This is a genomic window from Haloferax sp. Atlit-48N, assembly GCF_003383015.2.
Classification (GTDB): domain Archaea; phylum Halobacteriota; class Halobacteria; order Halobacteriales; family Haloferacaceae; genus Haloferax; species Haloferax volcanii.
The window spans coordinates 2,541,436-2,563,779 of record NZ_CP137689.1 but is presented as its reverse complement, the minus strand read 5'-3'; the positions used below and the strand labels follow the sequence as shown (position 1 = coordinate 2,563,779).

The 22,344-nt window shown below is 71.5% G+C and carries 19 protein-coding genes and 1 pseudogene; 10 read left to right on the top strand and 10 right to left on the bottom strand.

All coding sequences use genetic code 11. From position 1 onward, the window contains the following. Positions 1–59: 59 nt before the first annotated feature. Positions 60–1,301 carry an NUDIX domain-containing protein gene (locus tag DEQ67_RS13585; RefSeq protein WP_424020135.1) on the bottom strand — a complete coding sequence of 414 codons (1,242 nt, stop codon included), beginning with the start codon at positions 1,299–1,301 and terminating at the stop codon, positions 60–62. A gap of 60 nt (positions 1,302–1,361) precedes the next feature. On the opposite strand from DEQ67_RS13585, the gene DEQ67_RS13580 reads away from it, so the two are divergent. The 3 genes from DEQ67_RS13580 (at position 1,362) to DEQ67_RS13570 (ending at position 3,768) form a co-directional block, all read left to right on the top strand. Further along, a complete protein-coding gene (locus DEQ67_RS13580; protein WP_188148426.1) occupies positions 1,362–1,856 on the top strand; it encodes a metallophosphoesterase family protein in 495 nt (164 codons plus the stop codon). A gap of 117 nt (positions 1,857–1,973) precedes the next feature. Further along, positions 1,974–2,729: a coenzyme F420-0:L-glutamate ligase gene (locus tag DEQ67_RS13575; protein ID WP_424020134.1), complete on the top strand. Its 756-nt coding sequence runs from the start codon at positions 1,974–1,976 to the stop codon at positions 2,727–2,729. Between the two features lie 52 nt (positions 2,730–2,781). Continuing rightward, positions 2,782–3,768: a 5,10-methylenetetrahydromethanopterin reductase gene (locus DEQ67_RS13570; RefSeq protein WP_115803240.1), complete on the top strand. Its 987-nt coding sequence runs from the start codon at positions 2,782–2,784 to the stop codon at positions 3,766–3,768. Here DEQ67_RS13570 and DEQ67_RS13565 read toward each other — a convergent pair. After that, complete coding sequence (locus tag DEQ67_RS13565) at positions 3,722–3,958, bottom strand: hypothetical protein (protein WP_004062962.1); 237 nt, start codon at positions 3,956–3,958, stop codon at positions 3,722–3,724. The genes DEQ67_RS13570 and DEQ67_RS13565 overlap by 47 nt on opposite strands. Positions 3,959–4,110: 152 nt before the next feature. On the opposite strand from DEQ67_RS13565, the gene DEQ67_RS13560 reads away from it, so the two are divergent. Further along, positions 4,111–4,368 carry a DUF7573 domain-containing protein gene (locus DEQ67_RS13560; protein WP_115861186.1) on the top strand — a complete coding sequence of 86 codons (258 nt, stop codon included), beginning with the start codon at positions 4,111–4,113 and terminating at the stop codon, positions 4,366–4,368. A gap of 111 nt (positions 4,369–4,479) precedes the next feature. Here DEQ67_RS13560 and mutL read toward each other — a convergent pair whose 3' ends face one another. Together mutL and mutS are read right to left on the bottom strand one after the other, a co-directional pair. Beyond that, positions 4,480–6,171: a DNA mismatch repair endonuclease MutL gene (mutL, locus tag DEQ67_RS13555; protein WP_115861184.1), complete on the bottom strand. Its 1,692-nt coding sequence runs from the start codon at positions 6,169–6,171 to the stop codon at positions 4,480–4,482. Beyond that, positions 6,168–8,936, bottom strand: coding sequence for a DNA mismatch repair protein MutS (mutS, locus tag DEQ67_RS13550; protein ID WP_424020133.1), 2,769 nt, complete (start codon positions 8,934–8,936; stop codon positions 6,168–6,170). The genes mutL and mutS overlap by 4 nt, the downstream gene beginning before the upstream one ends. 207 nt (positions 8,937–9,143) lie before the next feature. Between mutS and DEQ67_RS13545 the strand changes: the two genes are divergently transcribed. The 6 genes from DEQ67_RS13545 to yciH all read left to right on the top strand — a co-directional run bounded on the left by DEQ67_RS13545 (position 9,144) and on the right by yciH (position 16,249). Beyond that, positions 9,144–10,100 (top strand): AAA family ATPase, encoded by a 957-nt coding sequence (locus DEQ67_RS13545; RefSeq protein ID WP_004062958.1) that lies wholly within the window; start codon positions 9,144–9,146, stop codon positions 10,098–10,100. A 5-nt stretch (positions 10,101–10,105) separates the two neighbouring features. Further along, positions 10,106–11,134 carry a DUF58 domain-containing protein gene (locus DEQ67_RS13540; RefSeq protein WP_115861180.1) on the top strand — a complete coding sequence of 343 codons (1,029 nt, stop codon included), beginning with the start codon at positions 10,106–10,108 and terminating at the stop codon, positions 11,132–11,134. Further along, positions 11,131–13,380, top strand: coding sequence for a transglutaminase TgpA family protein (locus tag DEQ67_RS13535; protein WP_115861178.1), 2,250 nt, complete (start codon positions 11,131–11,133; stop codon positions 13,378–13,380). The genes DEQ67_RS13540 and DEQ67_RS13535 overlap by 4 nt, the downstream gene beginning before the upstream one ends. 52 nt (positions 13,381–13,432) lie before the next feature. Beyond that, positions 13,433–14,665 (top strand): helix-turn-helix transcriptional regulator, encoded by a 1,233-nt coding sequence (locus tag DEQ67_RS13530; RefSeq protein WP_424020132.1) that lies wholly within the window; start codon positions 13,433–13,435, stop codon positions 14,663–14,665. A 147-nt stretch (positions 14,666–14,812) separates the two neighbouring features. After that, entirely contained in the window at positions 14,813–15,889 is a 1,077-nt protein-coding gene (locus DEQ67_RS13525; protein WP_424020131.1) for a DUF7096 domain-containing protein, read from the top strand. A 66-nt stretch (positions 15,890–15,955) separates the two neighbouring features. Continuing rightward, complete coding sequence (yciH, locus tag DEQ67_RS13520; protein ID WP_004041826.1) at positions 15,956–16,249, top strand: stress response translation initiation inhibitor YciH; 294 nt, start codon at positions 15,956–15,958, stop codon at positions 16,247–16,249. Between the two features lie 122 nt (positions 16,250–16,371). Here the strand turns inward: yciH and DEQ67_RS13515 are convergent, their stop codons facing one another. The 6 genes and pseudogenes from DEQ67_RS13515 to DEQ67_RS13490 all read right to left on the bottom strand — a co-directional run bounded on the left by DEQ67_RS13515 (position 16,372) and on the right by DEQ67_RS13490 (position 22,342). Next, a complete protein-coding gene (locus DEQ67_RS13515) occupies positions 16,372–16,737 on the bottom strand; it encodes a rhodanese-like domain-containing protein (RefSeq protein WP_004062953.1) in 366 nt (121 codons plus the stop codon). After that, complete coding sequence (locus DEQ67_RS13510; RefSeq protein WP_006601135.1) at positions 16,738–17,301, bottom strand: NUDIX hydrolase; 564 nt, start codon at positions 17,299–17,301, stop codon at positions 16,738–16,740. After that, positions 17,298–17,819: a DUF5809 family protein gene (locus tag DEQ67_RS13505; protein WP_424020130.1), complete on the bottom strand. Its 522-nt coding sequence runs from the start codon at positions 17,817–17,819 to the stop codon at positions 17,298–17,300. The genes DEQ67_RS13510 and DEQ67_RS13505 overlap by 4 nt, the downstream gene beginning before the upstream one ends. Before the next feature lie 24 nt (positions 17,820–17,843). Continuing rightward, a complete protein-coding gene (locus tag DEQ67_RS13500; protein ID WP_115861171.1) occupies positions 17,844–18,362 on the bottom strand; it encodes a DUF5810 domain-containing protein in 519 nt (172 codons plus the stop codon). Between the two features lie 268 nt (positions 18,363–18,630). Continuing rightward, positions 18,631–18,977: pseudogene (locus tag DEQ67_RS13495) on the bottom strand (HalOD1 output domain-containing protein). Positions 18,978–19,138: 161 nt separating this feature from the next. After that, positions 19,139–22,342 carry a bacterio-opsin activator domain-containing protein gene (locus tag DEQ67_RS13490; protein ID WP_115861169.1) on the bottom strand — a complete coding sequence of 1,068 codons (3,204 nt, stop codon included), beginning with the start codon at positions 22,340–22,342 and terminating at the stop codon, positions 19,139–19,141. Positions 22,343–22,344 lie beyond the last annotated feature (2 nt).

The window sequence follows — 22,344 nt, the reverse complement described above, 5'->3', positions numbered from 1 at the left end:
CACCCTTTTGCCCCCGCCGGCAGTGGTCCCGGCGGTTCCCAGAACCCCGCACTCCCGACTCAGTCGTCCCACGCCGCCAGCGCGGCGTGTTCGGCCGCGACCGCGCCGATGTCGCCCGCGTTCAACACGCCCGATTCGGTGACGACCCCCGAGAGCGAGTCGGCGGGAACGACCTCGAAAAGCGGGTTCTCGGTTCCTATCGCGGCCTCGCCGTCGTACAGCGCGCCCGCGTCTTCACCGGCGAAGCGGTCGTCGCCGCGCACCTTGTCGCGGGCGCAGACGGCGAACACGGGCACGTCGGCGCGGGCGGCCGCGAGCGCGGCGGGGAGGCTTCCGACCTTGTTGACGACGCCGCCGGACGCGAGCACCGAGTCGGCTCCGAGTAAGACGGCGTCGGCCCCGCCGGCCGCGACGAGTCCGGGGAGCGCCGCGTCGGTGGTTAGCGTCACGTCCCGCCCGTCGCGGGCGAGCCGTTCCGCGACGCCGACGCCCTCGCCGCCGGGTCGGGATTCGGAGACGAGGACGGCGACTGCGGTGGCCTCGGCGGCTTCGAGCGCCGCGAGGACGGTCCCCGACCGCGAGAGCGTGGCGAGTCGGTCGACCCCGCGCTCTCTGATGAGTTCGGCCGCGCGGGCGGCCGCCGCGTCGTCGGCTTCGGCGGCGGCGTCGATGGCCGCCTCGGCGCGGCGGCGAACCGATTCGGGGTCGGAATCCGATTCCGCCATGGCGCGGTTGACGCGATTCTCGACGGCGGCCATGTTCGGGCGGGCGTCGCGGAGTCGCCGGGCGACCGATGCGACCGCCTCCAACGAGTCCGCCTCGGCGGCGGCGTCGCGCAGGACCTCCAGCGCCCGGAGCGAAATCCACGCCGACCCGTGGGTCTCGTCGTCGGCGACGGTCTCGACCGCGGGCGCGACCCGGCGGTAGGTCGCCCACAGTCCGGGGACCGCCTCGCGCTCCCGAATCGCGGTCGGGTGGACCCACTCGACCGCGGCGAGTTCCTCGTTGGTGTCGATATCGCGGCTCTCGGCGTCGAACAGAAACGGGTGGACGGTCCACTCGCGGCCCTCGTCGGTGACCGTGAGGGGTTCCCCAGCACGGACGAGTTCGGCGTCGGTCTCGCGGACGCCGACCTCCTCGGCGAGTTCGCGCCGGGCGTCGCGCTCGGCGTCGGCGGGGTCGCCCTCGACGTAGCCGGAGACGCCGGCCCAGCGGCCCTGATACGTTCCGACGGCGTCGCTCCGGCGGGTGAGGAGGACGCGGCCGTCGTGTCGAAGGAAGACGGTGACGACGTGTGGCATATCGTGACTTACGGCCGCGACTGACAAAACGACTATTCAGGCCGGTCGCGTGGTGTCGGTATGCGACTCGCCATCCTGAGCGACACGCACGTTCCGGGGCGGGCCGACGGGATTCCCTCGTGGGTCGAAGCCAGGGTCCGCGAGGCCGACCTCGTGATTCACGCGGGCGACTTCGACTCGCCGGCCACGCTCGACCGCCTCCGCGACCTCTCGGCGCGGTTCGTCGGCGTCAGCGGGAACGTCGACCCGCCGGGCATCGACCTCCCGTTCGTCGAAATCGTCGAGGTCGACGGGCTCACGTTCGTCGTCACTCACGGCACGGGCACGCGAACGGGCTACGAGTCCCGCGTCGCGAAGACGGTCAGAGACGCCGCGGGCACCGACGCGGTCGGCGTCGCGGGCCACATCCACGAGGTGGTCGACGAGGTGGTCGACGGCGTCCGCGTCCTCAACCCGGGCACCGCGACGGCGGCGAACCCGGGCGACGACGCGACGATGATGGTCGGCACGGTCACCGACGGCTCGGTGTCGGTCGAGGTCGTCCGCGACGACTGAGGTCGGCGCGTCGTCGCGCTGTCTCGCAGCTGAGCCGCTTCCGGTCGCCCGCCTGCGATACCGGCCCGGTTCGCCAGCATCCCGTCGTTTTTCACCGCCCTCGCCCTCCGAAGCGGTATGGAGCTGTTTCCCGTCCCCGACGTGCCCGAGATTCGCGAGGGCGACGACCTCGCCGCCCTCGTCTCCGAGCGCGTCGACCTCCGGCCCGACGACGTGGTCTGCGTCGCCTCCACCGTCGTCTCGAAGGCCGAAGGGCGGTTCGCGGACCTCGACGACTTCCCGGCCGGCCCGCGGGCGCGCGAACTCGCCGCTCGCCTCGCCGAACTGACCGGCGACGAGAAGGACCCGCGGTTCGCGCAGGCGGTCCTCGAAGAGAGCGTCGAGCTCGTCATGTCGGAGCCGTTCCTCCTGACGGAGACGCGGTTCGGCCACGTCGGCGTCAACGCCGGCATCGACCGCTCGAACGTCCCCGACCACGACCTGCTGTTGCTCCCGAAGCGCCCCAGCGAGTCGGCAGAGCGCATCCGCGCCGGCGTCGACGCCGACCGAGTCGTCGTCACCGACACCTGCGGCCGGCCGTTCCGCCACGGCCAGCGCGGCGTCGCCATCGGCTGGGCGGGCCTGAGCGCCTCGCGCGACTGGCGCGGCGAGGCCGACCGCGACGGCCGCGAACTCGGCGTCACCGTCGAGAGCGTCGTGGACGAACTCGCCGCGGCCGCCAACCTCGTGCAGGGAGAGGGCGACGGCGGCACGCCCGTCGTCGTCGTCCGCGACTTCGAGTGGGGCGACCACGGCGAAAGCGACGCCCACTTCCGAGACATCGACGGCGACTTCGTGCGACAGGCGCTCCGCGAGTGGCGCTACGACCCCTGACGACCCGCTTCACCATTCCACGCTCACACCACGCTCACACTACGTTCACACCATGCTCGGACTCGAACTCACCCCGGAACATCCCGTCGACGACCTCGTCGAACTGGGCGCGCAGGCGGAACGCGAGGGCTACGACTCGTGTTTCGTCTCGTGTCACTACAACAACCGCGACCCCTTCGCGGTCCTCGCGCGACTCGCGGCCGAGACCGACGACATCCGCCTCGGCCCCGGCGTCGCCAACCCCTACGAGCTACACCCCGTGACGCTCGCCGGCAAGGTGGCGACCGTCGCCGAGGCCTCGGGCGGTCGCGGCCTCCTCGGCATCGGCCCGGGCGACCCCTCGACGCTCCGCAACCTCGGCCTCGAAGACGAGCGCGGCCTCCGCTCCGTGCTGGAGGCGTTCAAGGTCGCACAGAAGCTCTGGGACGGCGAGCGCGTCAGCCACGACGGCACGTTCGAGGCGACCGACGCCGGCCTCAACTTCGACGTGCCCGGCGAGGTGCCGGTGTACGTCGGCGGCGAGGGCCCGCACATGTGTCGCATGGCCGGCAAGCACGCCGACGGCCTGCTGTTCAACGGCTCGCACCCCGACGACCTCGCGTGGGCGAGAGAACAGGTCGATATCGGCGTCGAGGACCGCCCCGACTCCCGCGGCGAGTTCACGCTCGCCGCCTACGCCAGCGTCTCCGTCTCGGAAGACGCGGACGCGGCCCGCGAGGCCGCCCGCCCGCCTGTCGCCTTCATCGCCGCGGGGGCGGCCCCGCCGGTCCTCGACAGACACGGCATCGACGCCGACCTCGCGGGCGACATCGGCGAGAAGATTTCGGCGGGCGACTTCTCCGAGGCGTTCGGCCTCGTCACGCCGGCGATGATAGACGCCTTCTCGATGGCCGGCACGCCCGACGACGTTGCCGACCGGATGGACGCGGTGCTCGAACACGCCGACGGCGTCGTGGTCGGGTCGCCGGTCGGCCCCGACCTCGAAGAAGCGATTACTCTCGCTGCGGCGGCCTACCGTTCGACGAGCCGACACCGATGATGCCGAGTTCCGCGCCGAGTGCGCCGAGGGCGACGTAGGCGAACGCGCCGACGGCGAGCAGGATGAAGACGTTGCCGAAGAGGAAACTCACCGTCGAGAGCGGGTCGCTCAGCGCCACGTCGGCGAAGGTCACCACCAGTTCGAGGACGCTCGTGAGGAGCGCGATGACGAAGTCCGTGAGTGTTGCCATGCGCGACTCTCGGGTTCGGGGGTATTGATTGTGTGGGTTTCGCACGGCGCTCACCCGTCCGGTGGAACTCGCCTCGCCCCCCGGTTCGCGGCGGTCGTCCACCGCGCCGCTCGGTCGGCACCGATAAGGACCGCGCCCACGGACGCTGAGTCATGCCGAACCGCTCGCTCGACGACTTCGCCGGCGGCGACGACGGCGCTGCCGACGAACCGACGGCTGTCGACGGCGCTGACGACTCACCCGATGCCGGCGACACCAATGCCAGCGACGCCGACGACCGCGACGTGAGCACGCTCGCCACCTACCGATGGACGCCCGAACCCGCGGCGTGCCCACAGTGCGGCGAGTCGGTGCAAAAGCGGTGGCTCGACGGCGACGAGTACGTCTGTCTGGACTGCAAGGACTGGTAGCGGCCGGGCGCACAAATATAGTAATCATTCGGTAACTATTCCCGCACGAGCCACCGCGCCACTTCGCACGACTCCGTCGGGGTGGCTCGACAACGTTGCTCCCAAGGAATGCTACCCGAGCCGACCGCTTCGTCGGCCGAATCCGCGGACGAACGTCTCCTCGTCGATGGCGAGCACCGTGGGTCGGCCGTGCGGGCAGGTGTAGGGCGTCCCGCACGAGCCGAGGCGCTCGACTAACCGCGCGGCCTCGTCGTCGGTGAGGTCGTCGCCGGCTTTGATGGACGGGTGGCACGCGAGGTCTTTCAGCAGTTCGTCCCGTGGGTCGGCGTCGTCGCCGGCGGCGACGTCGGCCACCACGTCCGCGAGCGCGTCCGGGGCGAACGGGCGACCGAGCGGTGCCGGGACCGCTTCGACGCGGTACGTTCCGGTTCCGCCCCCCTCGCCGAACTCGACGACGCGGAACCCCAGTTTTTCGACGAGGTCGCGGTTCGCGTCGAGGAGCGCCGCGTCGGCCGGCGACAGCGAGACGGTCGCCGGCGGGTCGACGGCGGCCGAGTCGATGCCCGCCGATTCGACCGCCTCGCGGAGTCGCTCGTAGTTGATGCGCTCGTGGGCCGCGTGCTGGTCGACGACGAGGAGTTCGTCGTCGGCCTCACAGAGCAGGTACAGGCCGCGGAAGCGCCCGATGACGCGGAGGTCGTCGAACACCGAGGCGGCCTCGACGGGCGCGAGCGAGCTATCGAGGTCCATCGCCACCTCGCCGCTCCGCCGGAGGTCGGCCGTCGAGAGCGCGTCGCGGACGCTCGCCTCGACCGCCTCGGCGACCGCGTCGGCGTCTCTGAAGCCCACCTCGTCCTTCGCGGGGTGGACGTTGTGGTCGACCCACGCGGGCGGCAGGCGGACTCTGACCACGCCGACCGGTTCGCGCCCGTCGGGAAGCAGCGTCCCGTAGCCGTCCGCGACCGCCCGGCGGAGTCGCGGTTCGGCGAGGGCGCGGCCGTTGACCGAGACGTGGACGTGGTCGCGTCGGGACCGCGTCACCTCGGGATGACAGAGCGCGCCGTCGACTTCGACCGTGGCCGTCTCGCCCGCGGCCTCGACCTCCCGCGCCGCGTCGAACGTCGAGGCGTGGCTCGCGGCGTCGCGGCCGTACACCGCCAAGAGCGCGTCGGCGAAGCGGTCGGTGCCGGGCGTCGTGAGCGTCTCGCGGCCGTCGTGTCGCAGGACGAACCGCACGTCCGGCCGCGTGAGCGCGTAGCGCGTGACGACCGCCGAGACGCGGGCGAACTCGGCTTTCGACGACGCGAGCGACTTCCTCCGCGCCGGGCGGTCGGCAAACAGGCCGGTCACGTCGACGGTCGTCCCGCGCGCCCGACCCGCGGGCGAGACGGTCTTGTCGCGCTCGCCACCGGGCGCGTTCTCGCCGCCGTCGACGACGACTCGCGTTCCCCGCGGGCCGCCGTCGTTCGTCGTCAGTTCGAGGCGGGCGGCGGCCGCGGCGATACTCGGGAGCGCCTCGCCCCGGAAGCCGAGCGTCTCGACGGTTTCGAGGTCGTCGGCCGCCGCAAGCTTGCTCGTCGTGTGTCGCTCGACCGCGAGCGCGGCGTCGGCCTCGGCCATCCCACGACCGTCGTCTGCGACGCGGATTCGGTCGGTGCCGTCGCCGTCGACGTCGATTTCGACGGTCTCCGCGCCGGCGTCGAGCGCGTTTTCAATCAGTTCGACCACGACGCTCGCGGGCTGGGCGACGACCTCGCCGGCGGCGATTTTCGACCGCGTCTCCGGGTCGAGTCGGTGAATCATTCGAGTCTTCCTTTGAGGTCCGACAGGAGGTTCAGCGCCTCCAGCGGCGTGGTGTCCACGAGGTCGGCCTCGCGGAGCGCCTCGGCGACGGCTTCGAGTTCGGGGTTCGGTTCGGTCGTTTCGGCCGTCGCGGTCGCTCGGCTCGGATTCTCGCTCTCTCGGTGGCCGTTCTCCAGCCCATCGACGTAGGCCGCGAGCGTGCCGTCTTCGGCGGCCTCGTCGACCTCGCCGTTCGCGGCGGCGGCGACGCCGTCCCTTCCTGTGTCGGTCGCGCGCTCGGCGTCGGCGTCGGTCTCGGGTTCGTCCACGAGGGTTCGCGCCCGCTCGACCACGCTCGCGGGCACGCCGGCCAACTGCGCCACTTCGACCCCGTAGGACGACGACGAGGGGCCGTCGGCGACGCTGTGGAGGAACGTGACCTCGCCGTCGCGCCGCGCGGCGGTGAAGTGGAGGTTGAACACGCCCGCGCGGTCGTCGGCCGCGTCGGTCAGGTCGTGGTAGTGGGTCGCAAACAGCGTCGTCGCGCCGACCTCGTCGTGGAGGAACTCGGTGGCGGCGCGGGCGATGGCGAGGCCGTCGGCGGTGGAGGTGCCGCGGCCGACCTCGTCGAGGAGGACGAGCGAGTCGCCGGTGGCGTTGTGGAGGATTTCGGTCAGCTCGCTCATCTCGCGCATGAACGTGGACTGGCCGCCCGCGATGTCGTCGGACGCGCCGATGCGGGTGAACACGCGGTCGAGGACCGGCAGTCGGGCCGACTTCGCCGGGACGAAGCTCCCGACCTGCGCGAGGAGTGTGACGAGCGCCACCTGCCGCATGTACGTCGACTTCCCGGACATGTTGGGGCCGGTGACGAGCGCGACGCTCCCCCGCGGGAGGTCCGCGGGGTTCGGCACGAACTCGTCCTGCGCGCGCTCGACGACGGGGTGTCTGCCGGCGTCGATGCGGATGCCGGCGCTCTCGTCCGTGTCGCCCGCGTGGAACTCGGGTCGGGCGTAGTCGTTCGCCACCGCCACGTCCGCGAGGGTTCGGAGCACGTCGAGGTCCGCGAGGGCGTCCGCGACGGCCTGAACCCGGGCCGATTCGGTCGCCACGTCGGCGCGCACCTCGCAGAACAGGTCGTATTCGAGGGCGTCGGCGCGGTCCGAGGCGCGGAGAATCTCGTCCTCGCGCTCCTTCAGTTCGGGCGTGTAGAACCGCTCCGAGTTCTTCAGCGTCTGTCGGCGCTGGTAGTCGTCGGGGACGCGGTCGAGGTTCGGGTTCGTCACCTCGATGTAGTAGCCGTGGACCTGATTGTAACCGACCTCCAGCGAGTCGATGCCGGTGCGCTCCTGCTCGCGGGCTTCGAGGTTCGACACCCACTCGCGGCCCGCCTCGGCGGTGCCGCGGACGTCGTCCAGTTCGGCGTCGAAGCCGTCGGCGATGACGCCGCCCTCGGTAATCTCCTGCGGCGGGTCGGAGACGACCGCGTCGCCGACGAGGTCGCGCACGTCTTCGAGCTCGTCCAGCGAGTCGCGCAGGTCCGAAAGCAGGTCGGAATCGGTTCCGGCGAGCGCCTCGCGGATTTCCGGCACTCGGTCGAGCGTCGTCTTCAGCGAGCGCAGGTCGCGGGCGTCGGCGCGCTCCCGGGAGACGCGGGCGACGAGCCGTTCGAGGTCGTACACCGACGAGAGGTGGTCTCGGAGGTCGGCGCGGGCGAGCGCGTCGTCGCAGAGGGCCTCGACGGCGTCCAGTCGGGCCTCGATTCGGTCGCGGTCGACGAGCGGGCGGCGGAGCCACGCCTCCAGTCGGCGGCGGCCGAGCGCGCAGGCCGTCTCGTCGAGGACCGAAAACAGCGTGCTTCCCGCCCGGGCGCTCCGCGACTCGAACAGTTCGAGGCTCCGGATGGCCGTCGCGTCGAGTTGGAGGAACTCGCGGGGGTCGAACCGCGTGACGCGGGTGACGTACGCCAGTTTCGAGTCGCCCTGGGCGTACTCGGCGTAGGCGAGCGCCGCGCCGACCGCCCGGAGTTCGGCGTCCGACTCGACCACGGCGTCCGGCCGGGGCGCGTAGGCCGACAGCGTCTCGCGGGCCGCGTCGGCGTCGAACGCCCCCGGTTCGAACGGCGTCTCCATCGGGTCGAACGACAGGTCCGGGAGGTCGCAGTCGGGACCGACGACGAGTTCGGCGGGCGCGAGGCGTTCGAGTTCTTCGAGCGCCAGCGCGCGGTCCGCCCCGGTGACGAGGCATTCGCCGGTCGACACGTCCACGACGGCGAGGCCGTAGGTGTCGCCCTCGGCGTCGTCGTCGCTTCCGTTCTCGCCGTCGCCGCCGCCCCGAGCGACCGCCCCGAGGTAGGTCGCCCGCCCGGCGTCGAGCAGTTCCTCGTCGACGACGGTGCCGGGCGTGATGAGTTGGGTGACCGCGCGGTCGACGAGGCCGGACGCCTCCTCGGCGTCTTCGACCTGTTCCGCGAGCGCGACCCGGTAGCCGGCGTCGAGCAGGCGTTCGAGGTAGCCCGCGGCGTTGTCGATGGGGATGCCCGCCATCGGCCACGTCCCGGTGGAGTCCTCGCGTTGGGTCAGCGTCACCTCGCAGGTGCGGGCGACGGCCTCCGCCGCGCCGCAGAACGCCTCGTAGAAGTCGCCGACCTGAAACAGCACGACGGCGTCGTCGTGTTCCTCGCAGAGGTCGGCGTACTGCGAGAGCATCGGCGTCAGGTCGTCTCGCACTGCCAGCATCTCCGGCGGCGCGCCGTACACCGCCTCCCGCTGGGCGTCCGCGTTCATACCCACAAGGCGGGCGGCCGAGCAATAAAAACGGCCGGGAACGACGCGGTGGGCGGTCGCCCGTCCGCGCCGCCGCCCGCGACTGCGGCGTGTGGGCGACCAGCAAGGCCAATGTACACACCCAGCAAGGTTAGGTAGGCTGAGGCAATACTAACACGCAGAGACCCGTCGGCGGTGCGGACGGTCGGCGGGGCATCCGGGATATCAATGACTGATGCACATGCAGACGCCGACTTCGACCCCGCGCCCTCGGTCGAGGCGGTGTCGGACCTCGCGACACGAATCTCCGAGAACGTCGAACGGGTCATCGTCGGCCACCACGACGCCATCGAAGACATCATCGTGGCGCTGTTCGCCCGCGGCCACCTCCTGTTGGAGGACGTGCCGGGCGTCGGCAAGACGATGCTCGCCCGCGCTATCGCCACCTCGATAGAGGGGGAGTTCGAGCGCATCCAGTTCACGCCCGACCTCCTCCCGTCCGACGTGACGGGCGTGAACGTGTTCAACCAACAGACCAGCGAGTTCGAGTTCCGCGAGGGACCGGTCTTCGGGAACGTCGTCCTCGGCGACGAGATAAACCGCGCGCCGCCGAAGACGCAGGCCGCGCTCCTCGAAGTCATGGAGGAGCTTCAGGTGACCGTCGACGGCGTCACCCGCCGCGTCCCCGACCCGTTCACCGTCATCGCCACGCAGAACGACGTGGAACCCGACCGGACGTACGACCTCCCGCTGGCCGAACTCGACCGGTTCATGAAGAAGATTCACCTCGGCTACCCCAACGAGGCCGAGGAGACGGAACTGCTCGGCCGCGTCTCGGGCCACCATCCCATCGAGTCGCTCGAACCCGTCGCATCGGCGGGCGACGTGCGCGACGCCCGCGAGCGCATCCTCGACGTGACGGTGAGCGAGCCGGTCCGCAGCTACGTCTCTCGGCTCGCCGCCGACACCAGAGCGCGCGCCGACCTCGGCGTGAGCCCCCGCGGCTCCATCGCCCTCGTCCGCGCCGCGCAGGCCCGCGCCGCACTCGACGCCCGCGACTACGTCGTCCCCGACGACGTGCAACGCGAGGTGCGGAGCGTCTGGGCCCACCGCATTCGGACGACCGACGAGCGCGCCGGCCGCGACGTGGTCCAGCGGGCGCTCGACACCGTCCCGGTCGAGTGAGACCGATGCGGCTCACCCTCCGCGGCTGGGTCGCCGTCGCGGTCGTGGTCGTCGGCGTCGCCAACGCCGTCGCCTACGGCCCGCGGGCGCTCAACGCCGTCGTCGTCCCGGTCGCCGTCGGCCTCGTCGTCGGCGCGGTGCAGGTCTGGCGCGTCTCGCCGCCCCGCGTCGAACGCGTCGCGCCCGACGACGGCTTCCCCGGCGAGACCCACACCGTCTCGCTCGATATCGACGCCGACCGGCCGTTTCCGGCCACCGTCACCGACGCGCTCTCGCCCGGTCTCGACGGCGACACCGCGGTCGATTCGGTCGTCGGTGACGGCCGCATCGACTACGAAGTGACCTACCGCGGTCGCGGCCCGGCGACGCTCGGTCCGGCGACCGTCGTCGCCCGCGACATCCTCGGCCTGTTCTCGACGTCGTTCACCGCCGGCGGGACGACCGAAGTGCTCGTCTTCCCGCGGGTCCGGTCGCTCGGCGCGACCGCCCGCCGCGACCTCTCGGCACTCGCGGACGCGGGGCGAACCGACGAGCGCGCCGAGTTCGACCGCCTGCGGGAGTACGTCCCCGGCGACCCGCTCCGCGACATCCACTGGAAGTCGAGCGCCAAGTCCGGCGACCTCGTGGTGAAAGCCTACGCCGACCGGGTCACGGCCGACGCGGTGCGCGTCTCGGCCGGCGCGACCGACGGCCACGAGGACGACGCGGCGGAGGCGGCCGCGGCGCTCTGCTGTGCGCTCCTCGACGCCGGGGTTCCGGTCCACCTCACCTCGCCCGCGGGGGTCGTCGAGGCGGCGCCCGGCGACCGACGGCGCGTCCTCGGCCACCTCTCGCGGCTCCGCTCGGGGTCGGTCCCCGACGAGACCGCCGCGGTCGTCGTCAGCGGCGACGCCGGGAAGACCCGGGTCGCGCTCGGCGGCCGCGAGACCACGTTCGACCGCCTGCGCGCCGACGGCGACGCAGTGGGTGGGTCGAACCGGAATCCGGCGAGTCGCGTCGGAACCCGCCGACCCGACTCGGGGGTGTCGGCGTGACGGTCGCCGGCGAGTCGTCGTCTGCTTCTGCCGGCTCGACGAACACCGTCTTCGGCGTCCCCGCGGGCCTCCTCGCCACGGCGGCGTCGTTGGTCCTCATCGGCGCGTTCCTCGCGGTCGTCTACGACATCACGGACGTCGTGGGTCGCCGCGACCAGTTCGTCCTCCTCGCTGCGGGGACGCTCGGCCTCGCCACCGTGGTGGGGTGGACACTCCGCCCCCGCTACGCGCTCGGCCTCGCGGTTCTCATCGCCGGCGGCGGCTTCGCGGCGTACTTCCTCGCGCTCCCCGAGAGCCAGGTCGCGCTGCTCTCGCCGGAGCGCCTCCTGGCCGACACGTTCGCGCTCCTCAGCGGCCTCTCGGCGCTCCGGCTCCTGTCGGCCGACGTGTGGGCGCTCGCGGTGACGCCCGGCCCGGTGTTCCTCGCGTGGTATCTCGCGGTCCGCGGGCGAATCGCGCCGGCCGTCGCGGTCGCCGGGAGCGGCCTCGGCCTGTTCGTCCTCACCACCGATGCGACGGGGACGCTCACGCTCCTCGGCGTCGGCGCGGGCATGGCCGCGGTCGGCTTCGACGGCATCGACCGCTTCGGGAGCGCCGGCGGCCAACTCGACGTGCTGACAATCGTCCTCGCCGCGATGGTCGTGCTCTCTGCTACCGTCACGGTCCTCCCCGGCGCGGGCGGGTCGCCGGTCATCCCCGACGGGGGCGTGGCCGAGGAGCCGACCGTCGAAGCCAGCCTCGTGAGCGCGGACGACCGCATCTCAATCGTCGGGAGCATCAGTCTCTCGCCGCAGGTCCGCTTCGAGGTCCAGAGCACCTCGCCGGACTACTGGCAGACCGCGACGTTCGACCGCTACACCGGCGACGGCTGGGTCAGGACCGGCGACACCCGCGACTACGAGGGCGGCCGGTTGACCGGTCCCGAAGGCCCCTCGCGGCTGGTCCGCCAAACCGTCACGCCGGCGACGCCGCTCGATTCGATGCCCGCGGCGTGGCGGCCCGTCGCCGTCTCCGGCGAGGTCGAAAACGAGACGCTCGTCACTCAACAGGGGAACCTCCGGCCCGACCGCACCGTCGAAATCGGGGAGACCTACAACGTCACGAGCGAGGTCCCGCAGCACACCGCGGCGTCGCTCCGGCGGACGGGAACCGACTACCCCGACGAGATACGCGAGCGGTATCTCGCGCTGCCCGACAGCACGTCCGACCGCGTTCGCGACCGCGCCGCCGAAATCGCGGGCGACGCGGAGACGCCCTACGACAAGGCCGTCGCGGTCGAGGAGTGGCTCGAAGCCAACAAGGAGTACTCGCTTCGGGTGTCTCGACCCGACGGCGACATCGCCGAGTCGTTCCTCTTCGAGATGGACGCCGGCTACTGCACCTACTACGCCTCGACGATGGTCGTGCTCCTCCGCTCTGAGGGCGTCCCCGCGCGGTTCGTCACCGGCTACACGACCGGCGAGCAGGTCGGTGACGACCGCTACGTCGTCCGCGGCCTCGACTCCCACGCGTGGGTCGAAGTCTACTTCGAGGACACCGGCTGGGTGCGCTTCGACCCGACGCCCGCCGGCCCCCGAGAGGACGCGGAATCGACGACGCTCAGCGACGCCCGCGACGAGGGCCAGACGGGCATCGACACCGACGAGACGGACGCCGAGTCCAACGAGACCGACGAGCCCACGCCGACCGCGACCGACACCGAGACGCCGACCGAAAACGGGACCGAGACGAACGCGACGCCCGCCGGCGGCAGCCCGCCGGGCCCCGGTATCGACGAGCGCCTCGGCGTCACCCCCGCGGGCGACGGCGCGGCCGAAGACGACGAGGGCGGCGGCCTCCTCCCCGAACTGCCGTCTCGGGAGACGCTGTTCGTCGGTCTCGTCGGCCTCCTCGGCGTCGCCGCCGGCGTCAGGCGAACGCGGCTCCCGGCGCACCTCCGGTTTGCGACCGCGGCGTACCAGCGGCGCACCGACTCGCCGGCCGCCGACGTGTTCCGGGCGTACGACCGCCTCGAACTCGCCCTCGAACGCGAGTACCGGCCGCGTCGCCCCGGCGAGACGGTCAGGGCGTATCTCGACTCGCTGTCCCGCGTCGGCGTCGACGAGCGGACCCGACAGGTCGGCCGCCTCTACGAGCGCGCGAAGTACGGCGACGGCGTCACCCGCGCCGACGCCGACGAGGCCGTGGCCGCGGCGAACGCCGTCGTCCGCGGTCGTCTGCCGCTCGTCAGACGCTGGACGGACTGAGCGGCACGAAGAACCGCGTCACTTTTTCTGCGTGCGCTCGCACGAACGCCCAATGGCGACACGAGACGCTGTCTTCGCACTCCTGTGTGCCGCCCTCTGCGTGCTCGCCGTGGTCGCGCCGACCGCGGCCGCACAGGAGAGCACCGCGAGCGGTCCGGGCGTCGAACCGCTCGTCCAGCAGGGCGTCGAACCCGACAGCACGCGAATCGTCGTCGAGGTCTCCGAGCGCGGCGACGCCCGCTGGGAGATTCAGTACTGGACCCGGCTCGACGACGAGAACACGACCGAGGCCTTCCGGTCGCTCCAAGACGACGTGCGGGCCAATCCCGACGACTACACCGCGGCGTTCGCGGAGCGCATCGCCTCGACCGTCGGGGCCGCCGAGAACGCCACCGGCCGGGAGATGGCCGCGACGAACGTCTCGGTCGCCGCCGAGACGCGGTCGCTCCCCGATAGCTTCGGCGTCGTCAGCTACTCCTTCGAGTGGTCCAACTTCGCGGCGGTCGACGGCGACCGACTCGTCGTCGGCGACGCCATCGAGGGCTTCTTCCTCGACAGTAGCTCCCGGCTCATCCTCTCGTGGCCCGACGACTACGGCGCGACGACCGTCGAGCCCGCGGGCGACGAGACCCGCGAGAACGCGGTCATCTGGCGCGGCACCCAGACCGAGTTCGTCTCGGGCGAGCCAAACGTCGTCCTCGAACGCGGCGCTGGCGGCTCGGAACCCTCGGCGACGCCCACGCCCACACCGACGCCGGGCGACTCCGAGACGCCCGCCGCGGGCGACGACCCGTTCCCGACGACGACCGCGCTCATCGCGCTCGTCGTTCTCGTCGGTGCCGGCGCGGTCTATCTCCGCTCGCGGGGCGCGCTCGGCGGCGACGGCGACGCCGGCGCAGACGCGGCTGGCGAGACAGACGCCGGAGTGTCCGCCGAGGCGACTTCCGCGAGCGCGGGCGACGCCGACGCGGCTGCCGACGACCCCGACGCGGTCGCCGACGAGTCCGGCGACGACGGCGAGCCGAGTCCGCCGCCGGAACTCCTCAGCAACGAAGAGCGCGTCCTCCGGCTCATCGAGTCCCGCGGGGGGCGCATCAAGCAACAGGAGGTCGCCGGCGCGCTCGACTGGACCGACGCGAAGACGAGCAAGGTCGTCCGCGGGATGCGCGACGAGGGGACCATCGAGGGCTTCCGCCTCGGCCGCGAGAACGTCCTGCGACTGCCCGAAGACGACGACGGAGGCGCGGACGCCCCCGACGGCGACGGCGACTCGAACGGGGTATAAATTTCTTACGACCGTTTCGGTCGGTGGTCAGTTCCTAATCGGGAGACGGCGTCGCCCCGAACGCGACTCTCAAACTGCCGTTGACTGGGGTTGATTCGGGGGCACGACCGCACGCTTATATCGGAACGGAGTTCCAAAACGAGGGTGATGAGTCGACGAACCGCTGTGCTCGCCGTCGCTGCCGCCGTGTTGCTGGCGACGGTGGGCGCACCGCTCGCTCTCGCCGCCTCGGCCGGACCGACGGGAATGGCGGCCGCGGCCACCGATGGTTCGGTCGCCGCGCCCGTCGCACAGACGACCGCGAACGACAGCGCGACCACCGACACGGCGGGCAACGACAGCGCCGCGTCGTCGGAGACGCTTCCCGGGCAGCGCCTGTCCGCCGTCATCGGCGTACAGGGCTCGGAGACCAACGGCGAACTCGAACGCCGCAGCTTCGACGCGCGCTTCGCGAACGCGAACTCGAACGCCTCGAAGGCCGCGGTCGTGGCCACGCAGGTCGAGACGGTCCGCGAGCGCCTCACCGAACTCGAACAGCGCAGGGACCGCCTCGAAGCCCAGCGCGAAAACGGGACGCTCTCCGAGGGCCAGTACCGCGCGCGACTGACCCGGACGGTCGCCGACATCGAGCGCACTCGGAGTATGCTGAACCAGACGACTGACGCCGCCTCGACGGTCCCCGCCCAAGAGCTCTCGGCCCGCGGCGTCGAGACGGCCGAACTCGACCGGCTCCGCACGAACGCGAGCGAACTCACCGGCCCCGAAGTGGCCGAAATCGCCCGCGGAATCGCGGGGAACCCCGGCAAGGGCATCGGCCGCGAGCGCGCCGCAAACGAGACGGAAACCGACGCCGGCGGACGACCCGACGACGCGGGGCGGAGTGACGCCCCGGGAAACTCGCGTTCTGAGGCGAGCGACCGCGCCGCGGACGCCCGCGCCGACGCCGGGAACGCGACCAACGGAACCGAGACCGACGGAAACGCAACTAACGGAACCGTGACCGATGTGGCCGGTGGCGAATCCGACGGGGCCGCCGACGGCCCGGACCGCGGCAACGCCCCGGAGACGCCGCCCGGGAACGACAAGCGGGCGAAGGACGCCGACGGGAGCGATGTCGCGGTACCCCCCGCCGACGAGCGGTCCGACGACGATACGACCGCGACCGACGACGATACGACGGACGACGAATCGGAAACGTCGTCCACGGACGACTCGGGCGCTTGAGGGCGCGGACGGCGACCCCGCCTCCCGATACTGTTTAATATCCCCATCTTGTAGGTCCACACTGTAATGTCGGAAGTCTGCTCGACGTGCGGGCTCCCTGAAGAGCTCTGCGTCTGCGAGGACGTGGCGAAAGAGTCTCAGGAGATAGTCATCCGCATCGACGAGCGCCGCTACGGAAAAGAGGTTACAGTCATCGAGGGATTCGACCCGAGGGACGTCGACATGGACAGCCTGTCGTCGGACCTCAAGTCGAAGTTCGCTTGCGGTGGAACCGTCGAAGACGATTCCATCGAACTCCAAGGCAACCACCGCGGCCGCGTGGAGGACTTCCTCCGCGAAAAGGGGTTCAACGTCGCGTGACCGACCTCTGAGTTAGCCCGCCGTCGAGATTTTTTCGAAGCAAGCCAGCGCGCGCGAGCCGTTAGTCCGCCAATTCCCCGACCGTTCGCGTCTCCAGTCGCGTCACCGCCCAGCGACGCCGTTCAGTTCCTCTCGTCGCCGTCTTCTTCGTCGCCGTCCGCACCCTCGTCGAGGCCCTCTTCGAGCGGGCCGTCCCACGCCGCGAGCCCGCCGGCCATGCTCTGGATGCGGGCGTCTTCGGTCCCCTCGTAGGCCGACAGCAGGCGGACGGCCTGCACGCTCGCCTCGCCCCGCGGGCAGACGGTGACGATGCGTTCTGCGCCCGCGACGCGGTCGAGATGCGAAACGAGGTTCGAAAGCGGGACGTTGATGCTCCCCGGCACGTGCCCGAGCGCGAACTCCGCCTCCGTGCTCACGTCCACGACGAGCGGCGGGTCCTCGCCGGCGAGGAGTTCTTCGACTGCTGCGGGGGTGACCTCGTCGACCATTTACAGCAGGCCCTCGTCGCGGGCGAAGAGCACGCCCTCGACGGTCGCGTCGTTCGTCGGCGGTTCGGTCGCCCGCTCGATGGCTTCCTCGACCGGCACGGCGCGGACCGAGAGGAACTCGTTGTCGTCGAGGTCGCGCTCGACCGGCGTGAGGCCCTCGGCGAAGACGAAGCCGCGGCGGTGCCGGAGGACGCCCGTCGAACACCACACGTCGCCGATGACCGACGCCGAGTCGGCGGCGAAGCCCGTCTCCTCGCGGAGTTCGCGCACCCCGGCGTCGGTGAACGACTCGCCCTTCTCGACGACGCCCGCGGGCAGTTCGAGCTGCGTCTGGCGGATGTTCGGCCGGTACTGCTCGACGAAGACGACGTGGTCGTCCGCGACCGCGACGACGACGACCGCGGTCGCCAGTTCGGCCCAGTAGTAGCGCTTCGTGGTTCCGTTGGGCTGTTCGACGAGGTCGTAGCCGCCGGTGAACCAGCCGGTGTCGTACTCGGTTTCGGACTCCAGTACGCGCCACTCGGGGTCGGGCAGGCGCTCGTGTCGGCGGCCGTCGTCGGTCATCGGTCCGCTCCGGTCGCGTCGCCGTCGGTCCCTGCGGCGTCGGTCGCGGTGTCGTCGTCGGCTCCGGCCGACGCGTCGTCGTCGCCCTCGGCTTCCTCTCCGAGCAGCACGTCGCGGTAGACGCGGCCGAAGGCGTTGCGCCGGAGGGTGCTGACGGCGGCGTCCTCCTCGTTTTGGAACGTCGTCGCCAGCACCGTCTCCGCGAAGGGGACCGCGTGCCACGCCACGCGCTCTACGTCGGGGTTGCCGAGTTCGACGAGTTCGTACTCCTCGTGGGTCGAACGCCAGTCGTCGAACTCGGCGCGCGTGCCGACCGTGACCGAAAGCGACTCCGCGAACAGCGCGTTCCGGACGGTCTCGATTACGTCGCCGGTGACGCGTTCGCTGTACTCCTCGCGGTCGAACTCCATCGCCTTGGCCGTCTCGCGGACGACCACCTGTGCGGTCGGTCCGACGCGGTCGAAGGCGGCCTCGGCCTCGTCGAGCGACGCCGGCGCAATCGTCCCGTGGGTTTCCATCGCCAGTCGGTTCGGGGTCCGGACTTACGACTCTTTCCTGTCCGCGCCGTCGGTCTCCTCGCCGCGGTCGTCGGCATCGGTGGCGTCGCGGGCGTCGTCGCCGTCCCGCGGCGCGTCCTCACGTTCGCCGTTCTCGCCGTCCTCGCCGTCGTCCGCGACCATCTCGCGGGTGAGCGACTGCGCCTCCTCGAAGATGCGCGCGGCGTCACCCGACAGCGACTCCGACCCGCCGGCCCCGCCGAACGGTTGCGGCTGTCGGTCGGGGATGTCGTGGCCGTGTTCCTGTCCGTGCGGGTGAGCATGGCCGGGGCCGCCCGTGCGGTCGACCGTGTCTTCGAACACCTCGTCGAACTCGCGTTCCTCCGCGAGGTCGGCCACGAGCGGGCCGAGCGAGTCGGCGTTCAGGTCGGCCCACTCGGGGGCGTGTTCGTCCAGCCACGTCTCGTGGTCGTCGCCGTGGACGATGGCCTGTAACGCGAGGTGGTTCGCGAGGTGCGTCTCGTCGCGTTGCGGCGCGTCGCAGACCGGACAGGCGTATCCCATGCCCGCCGGTAGCGGCTCTGTGTACCAAAACCCGTCGCACTCTCGCGTCGTTCCGTGCCGCGTCGCGTTGCGGCGCACCGTGTCGCGGCGCGTCGCAGCGCGTCAGCGTCGTCGGCGTCGGTCTCGAAAGAAATGGAGCCGCCTCGCCCGCGTGGTGATGGTGGTGGTGGGTGCGGGCGGCGGTCGGCAGTCGCGGCACCCCCGTGGAGTGCCGCGTCGTGTGGTGGTTGTGGTGGTGGGATTACCGATTCGTTCGTGTGTCGATGCGTCAGGCGGGCGTGACGATGACCGTGCCGTCGGCCCATACGGTCACGTCGCAGGCAGCGTACCGGAACCCGATTCGACCGCGAGCGGGCGCTATCGACCCGCGAGTGCCGCCGTCGGTCGCCGCCACCCGCGCCAGCGGGGCGAACAGTTGACAGAGCGCGTCGGGGTCGATAGCCTCGGACAGCGGTGGGAGGTCGATGGCGTCCACGCCGTGCAGTTGAGCGGTCGCGGTGACGACCGTCACCGCCGAGTGTCTCGTCCGCTCCAGTCGTGTCGGGCGACGACCTCGTCGGTCGACCCCGTATTCCATCCCACATCGTTGCCCGGTAACACGCGAGTTTCGTCCATGGTTCGGTTCGCGCCGGCGCCTCGCCGACATCCGCACCGATGACGCTCGCGGGTATATCGGTCGCTGCTATCCAACTAGTGGTGACGCGCGCGCCACCTCTAGGTACCTAGAACCGTAACTGAAAATCAGTTGGTATCGCTGGTCTACACGTGGTACGTCGTCACTCGAAGACGCGTTCGACCAGTTTTCGCTCGGCCGCGCGCAGGTGGTACTGGTAGGTCGGCGCGCTGATGTCGAACGTCTCGGCGAGCATCTCGGCGGTGCTGCGGCGCGGCCACTCGTAGAAGCCGGCGAGGTGGGCCGCCCGAATCGACTCGTGCTGGCGGCTCGTCCACGCCGCGCGCATCTCGGCGGCGAACGTCTGGGGCGACTCGGCCCCGGCGGCGGTCCGCCGCGACAGCAGACTCGTCCCGGGGTAGTTCGAGTCGAGCGCGTCGACGAACGACCGGACTCGGACGCGCGTCGGAACCTCGGCGGTGAGCGTGGTCTGGGTGGGCGTCGCGTCGAGCGCGCGGAGCGTCGCCTCCGAGGCGTACAGCGTCTCGAACAGCGACTCCCGCGGGAGTCGGAGTTCGAACAGTGACCCCGAGTCGTCGGTCGAGACGTGGCGCACGCGCGTCGCGATATCTCCCCCGGCGGCGACGACGTCCTCGGGCTCCGCGTCGCTGGCGACGAACGCGATGACCGAGCCGTCGGACTGCGGGATGACGCCGCTGAGACTCACCGCGCGGCCGACCCGCCGGGCGAGCCGCGATATCGACAGCCGGTCGCCGCCGAGCCGTACCTGTACGCTCGTCCGGCGCTCGGTCAACATGGCGTCGGCGCGCCCCGTGGCCGCGAGCGCGTAGCCGACCGACTCCCCCAGTTCGGTGAGCAGGCCGTCGTCGTCGAAGGCGCTCGCCCCGGTCGCGTGGACGACGAACAGCGCCTCCACTTGGCCGTCAGCGACCGCGGGGATGACCGCGATGGCTCGGAACCCGTAGCTGAGGGCGTCGCCGCGGTGGTCGGCCCACGCGGGGTCGTCGAGCACGTCCGCGACCACCTGTTTCTCTCGGCTCTCCACGGCGGCTTCGAGCAGCGAACACAGCGGGTCCGCGGTCGCCACCTCACCGAGCCGGTCGGCGTAGGCGGTGTCCGCGCCGTGGACCGCGTCGCTCGGCGGGCGGTACGCCTCGTCGATGTCGCTGACCTCGGCGTGCCAGACGACCGTGATACCGTCGGTGTCGACGAGGTGTTCGGCAACTTCCGACAGCGCCGCGCCCCGGGTCGGCGCGCGGATGAGCGACTGGTTGATGTTCCGGATGGTCTCGTTGATTCGGTCGAGCCGGGTGAGCGCCTCGTTTTGGGCTTCGAGCCGGCGGTCGCGCTCGCGGAGCTCCGCCTCGGCGTCGATGCGTTCGAGCAGCTCCTCGACGGTCGCGGAAAGCAGGTTCACGAGCTCCACGTCGACCTCGTTCGGCGCGACGGTGCCGGGATGGCCGGTGACGAGCACGCCGTGGCGACCGAGCGGCGCGGCGATGACGCGCTCGACGCCGTCGACGACGCCCCCGTCGGGCGCGAGTTCGACCACGCGGACCTCGCCGGAGACGAACGCGTCCCAGACGCCGCCGCGGTCGAGGCCGCCGTCGAGCGGTTTGTCGCCGAGGCCGGTCCCCGCCGCGCCCACGCGGACGAGGCTCGTGTCCGCCTCGTCGAAGACGAACAGTTCGGTTCGGGCGTCACCGAGCACCTCGTCGCAGGCGTCGGCGGCCGCCCGGAGGACGGTCTGTCTGTCGGTCGCGCCCATCATCTCGCGGGTCCGGTCGTGGAGCGTCGCCAGCAGGCGCTCGTAGCGGTGTCGCTTCGTCACGTCGCGGAGGACCCCGACCGAGCCGACCTCCTCGCCGCCGACGACGAGCGGCGTTCGGTGGTTCTCGACCCGGACGACCTCGCCGTCGGGCGTCCGGAGTTCGAGTTCGACGATGCCTCGCGACGTGGCCGCGAACGCCTCGTCGCTCCCGTCGGTCGCGGTGGCGTGCTGGGCGAGCAGGGCCGTCGACGAGCCGATGACGCGGTCGCGGTCGAGTCCGGTGAGCCGCTCGAACGCCGGGTTGACGGCCGCGAACCGCCCCTCGTCGTCCAGCGCGTACACCGCGTCGGCGACGGCCGCCAGCATCCGCCCGTACTGCTCGGCTTCGACCTCGTGTTCCAACCGCTCCGTGATGTCGGTGAAGTAGACGGACAGCCCCGTCTCGGAGGGGTACGCCCGAACCGCGTACCACGTTTCGAGGCGCTCGTAGTAGGTCTCGAAGGTCGCGGGCTCCTGTCGCTCCATCGCGCGCTCGAACTCCTCGCGGAAGACGCTCGCCTCGGGGACCGAGTCCCAGATGCGCGTCCCCAGCACCGCCGCGGCGGACATCCCGAGTCCGTGTTCGGCCGTCGAGTTGACGTACGTGACCCGCCAGTCCGCGTCGAACCCCATCACCGCCTCGTCCATCCGCGCTAACACCTCCGAGAGCGCCCCTTTGAGCTCGTGACGCTCGCTCGCCGCGCCGACGACGGCCGCGATGTTCTCCAAGAACAGCACGTCGTCGTCGCAGAACTGCCCGCAGGCGACGCCGTGGACGTTGATGACCCCCCAGCAGGTCCCGTCGCCGCCGATGGCCGCACTCATCCCGCTTTTCGGTCCCGACGGGGGGCCGTCGGCCGCGCGCTCGAAGCGCTCGTCGGCGTCGAAGTCGTCGACGAGCGTCGAACGGCCGGTCCGGTAGGTCTCGGCCGCCTGCGTCCATCCGACCGCGGCGGGTCCGTGACTCCGGTCCGCCGACCAGCCCGCGGCGGCGGCGACGCGAAACGCGCCGTCGTCGAGCCCCTCGAAGATGGTGACGGAGTCCGCGTCGAGCACGTCGCGGACGCGACGCGCGGCGTGGTCGAGCGTCGAGTCGAGGTCGGCGGCGGTCAGCGCCCGCGTGCCGACTTCCGAGACGACGCGCTGTTGTTCGATGCGGTCTCGGTGGTCCCGTGCGAGGCTGCACTCGCCGAGCGCCCGCTCGACGCGAAAGGCCAGCCACGGCATCGTCTCGGGGTCGTCGTCGCGGACGACGTAGTCCGTCGCGCCGGCTTCGACCGCGCGCGCCGCGACCTCGCGGTCGGCGGCCGCGACGACGACCGGGATGTCGATACCCTGCGCGTAGATGTCGCGGACGAACGCCCCCTCGTCACCGGTCGTCGTGGGTGCGGTGAAGACGACACACGAGACGGCCGCGGCGGCGACGAGCTCCGCGCGCGCCGCGGCGGGGGTGCGAACGTGGCGGACGACCGTCGTCTCGTCGAGCGACGACAGCGACGAGTCGAGCGACGCCGCGAACGCGTCGTCGTCACTCACAC

Excerpts from the sequence above, each read along its gene's own strand:
- DEQ67_RS13585 (WP_424020135.1), bottom strand. The coding sequence starts at position 1,301 with ATGCCACACGTCGTCACCGTCTTCCTTCGACACGACGGCCGCGTCCTC.
- DEQ67_RS13580 (WP_188148426.1), top strand. The coding sequence starts at position 1,362 with ATGCGACTCGCCATCCTGAGCGACACGCACGTTCCGGGGCGGGCCGAC.
- DEQ67_RS13575 (WP_424020134.1), top strand. The coding sequence starts at position 1,974 with ATGGAGCTGTTTCCCGTCCCCGACGTGCCCGAGATTCGCGAGGGCGAC.
- DEQ67_RS13570 (WP_115803240.1), top strand. The coding sequence starts at position 2,782 with ATGCTCGGACTCGAACTCACCCCGGAACATCCCGTCGACGACCTCGTC.
- DEQ67_RS13565 (WP_004062962.1), bottom strand. The coding sequence starts at position 3,958 with ATGGCAACACTCACGGACTTCGTCATCGCGCTCCTCACGAGCGTCCTC.
- DEQ67_RS13560 (WP_115861186.1), top strand. The coding sequence starts at position 4,111 with ATGCCGAACCGCTCGCTCGACGACTTCGCCGGCGGCGACGACGGCGCT.
- mutL (WP_115861184.1), bottom strand. The coding sequence starts at position 6,171 with ATGATTCACCGACTCGACCCGGAGACGCGGTCGAAAATCGCCGCCGGC.
- mutS (WP_424020133.1), bottom strand. The coding sequence starts at position 8,936 with ATGAACGCGGACGCCCAGCGGGAGGCGGTGTACGGCGCGCCGCCGGAG.
- DEQ67_RS13545 (WP_004062958.1), top strand. The coding sequence starts at position 9,144 with ATGACTGATGCACATGCAGACGCCGACTTCGACCCCGCGCCCTCGGTC.
- DEQ67_RS13540 (WP_115861180.1), top strand. The coding sequence starts at position 10,106 with ATGCGGCTCACCCTCCGCGGCTGGGTCGCCGTCGCGGTCGTGGTCGTC.
- DEQ67_RS13530 (WP_424020132.1), top strand. The coding sequence starts at position 13,433 with ATGGCGACACGAGACGCTGTCTTCGCACTCCTGTGTGCCGCCCTCTGC.
- DEQ67_RS13525 (WP_424020131.1), top strand. The coding sequence starts at position 14,813 with ATGAGTCGACGAACCGCTGTGCTCGCCGTCGCTGCCGCCGTGTTGCTG.
- yciH (WP_004041826.1), top strand. The coding sequence starts at position 15,956 with ATGTCGGAAGTCTGCTCGACGTGCGGGCTCCCTGAAGAGCTCTGCGTC.
- DEQ67_RS13515 (WP_004062953.1), bottom strand. The coding sequence starts at position 16,737 with ATGGTCGACGAGGTCACCCCCGCAGCAGTCGAAGAACTCCTCGCCGGC.
- DEQ67_RS13510 (WP_006601135.1), bottom strand. The coding sequence starts at position 17,301 with ATGACCGACGACGGCCGCCGACACGAGCGCCTGCCCGACCCCGAGTGG.
- DEQ67_RS13505 (WP_424020130.1), bottom strand. The coding sequence starts at position 17,819 with ATGGAAACCCACGGGACGATTGCGCCGGCGTCGCTCGACGAGGCCGAG.
- DEQ67_RS13500 (WP_115861171.1), bottom strand. The coding sequence starts at position 18,362 with ATGGGATACGCCTGTCCGGTCTGCGACGCGCCGCAACGCGACGAGACG.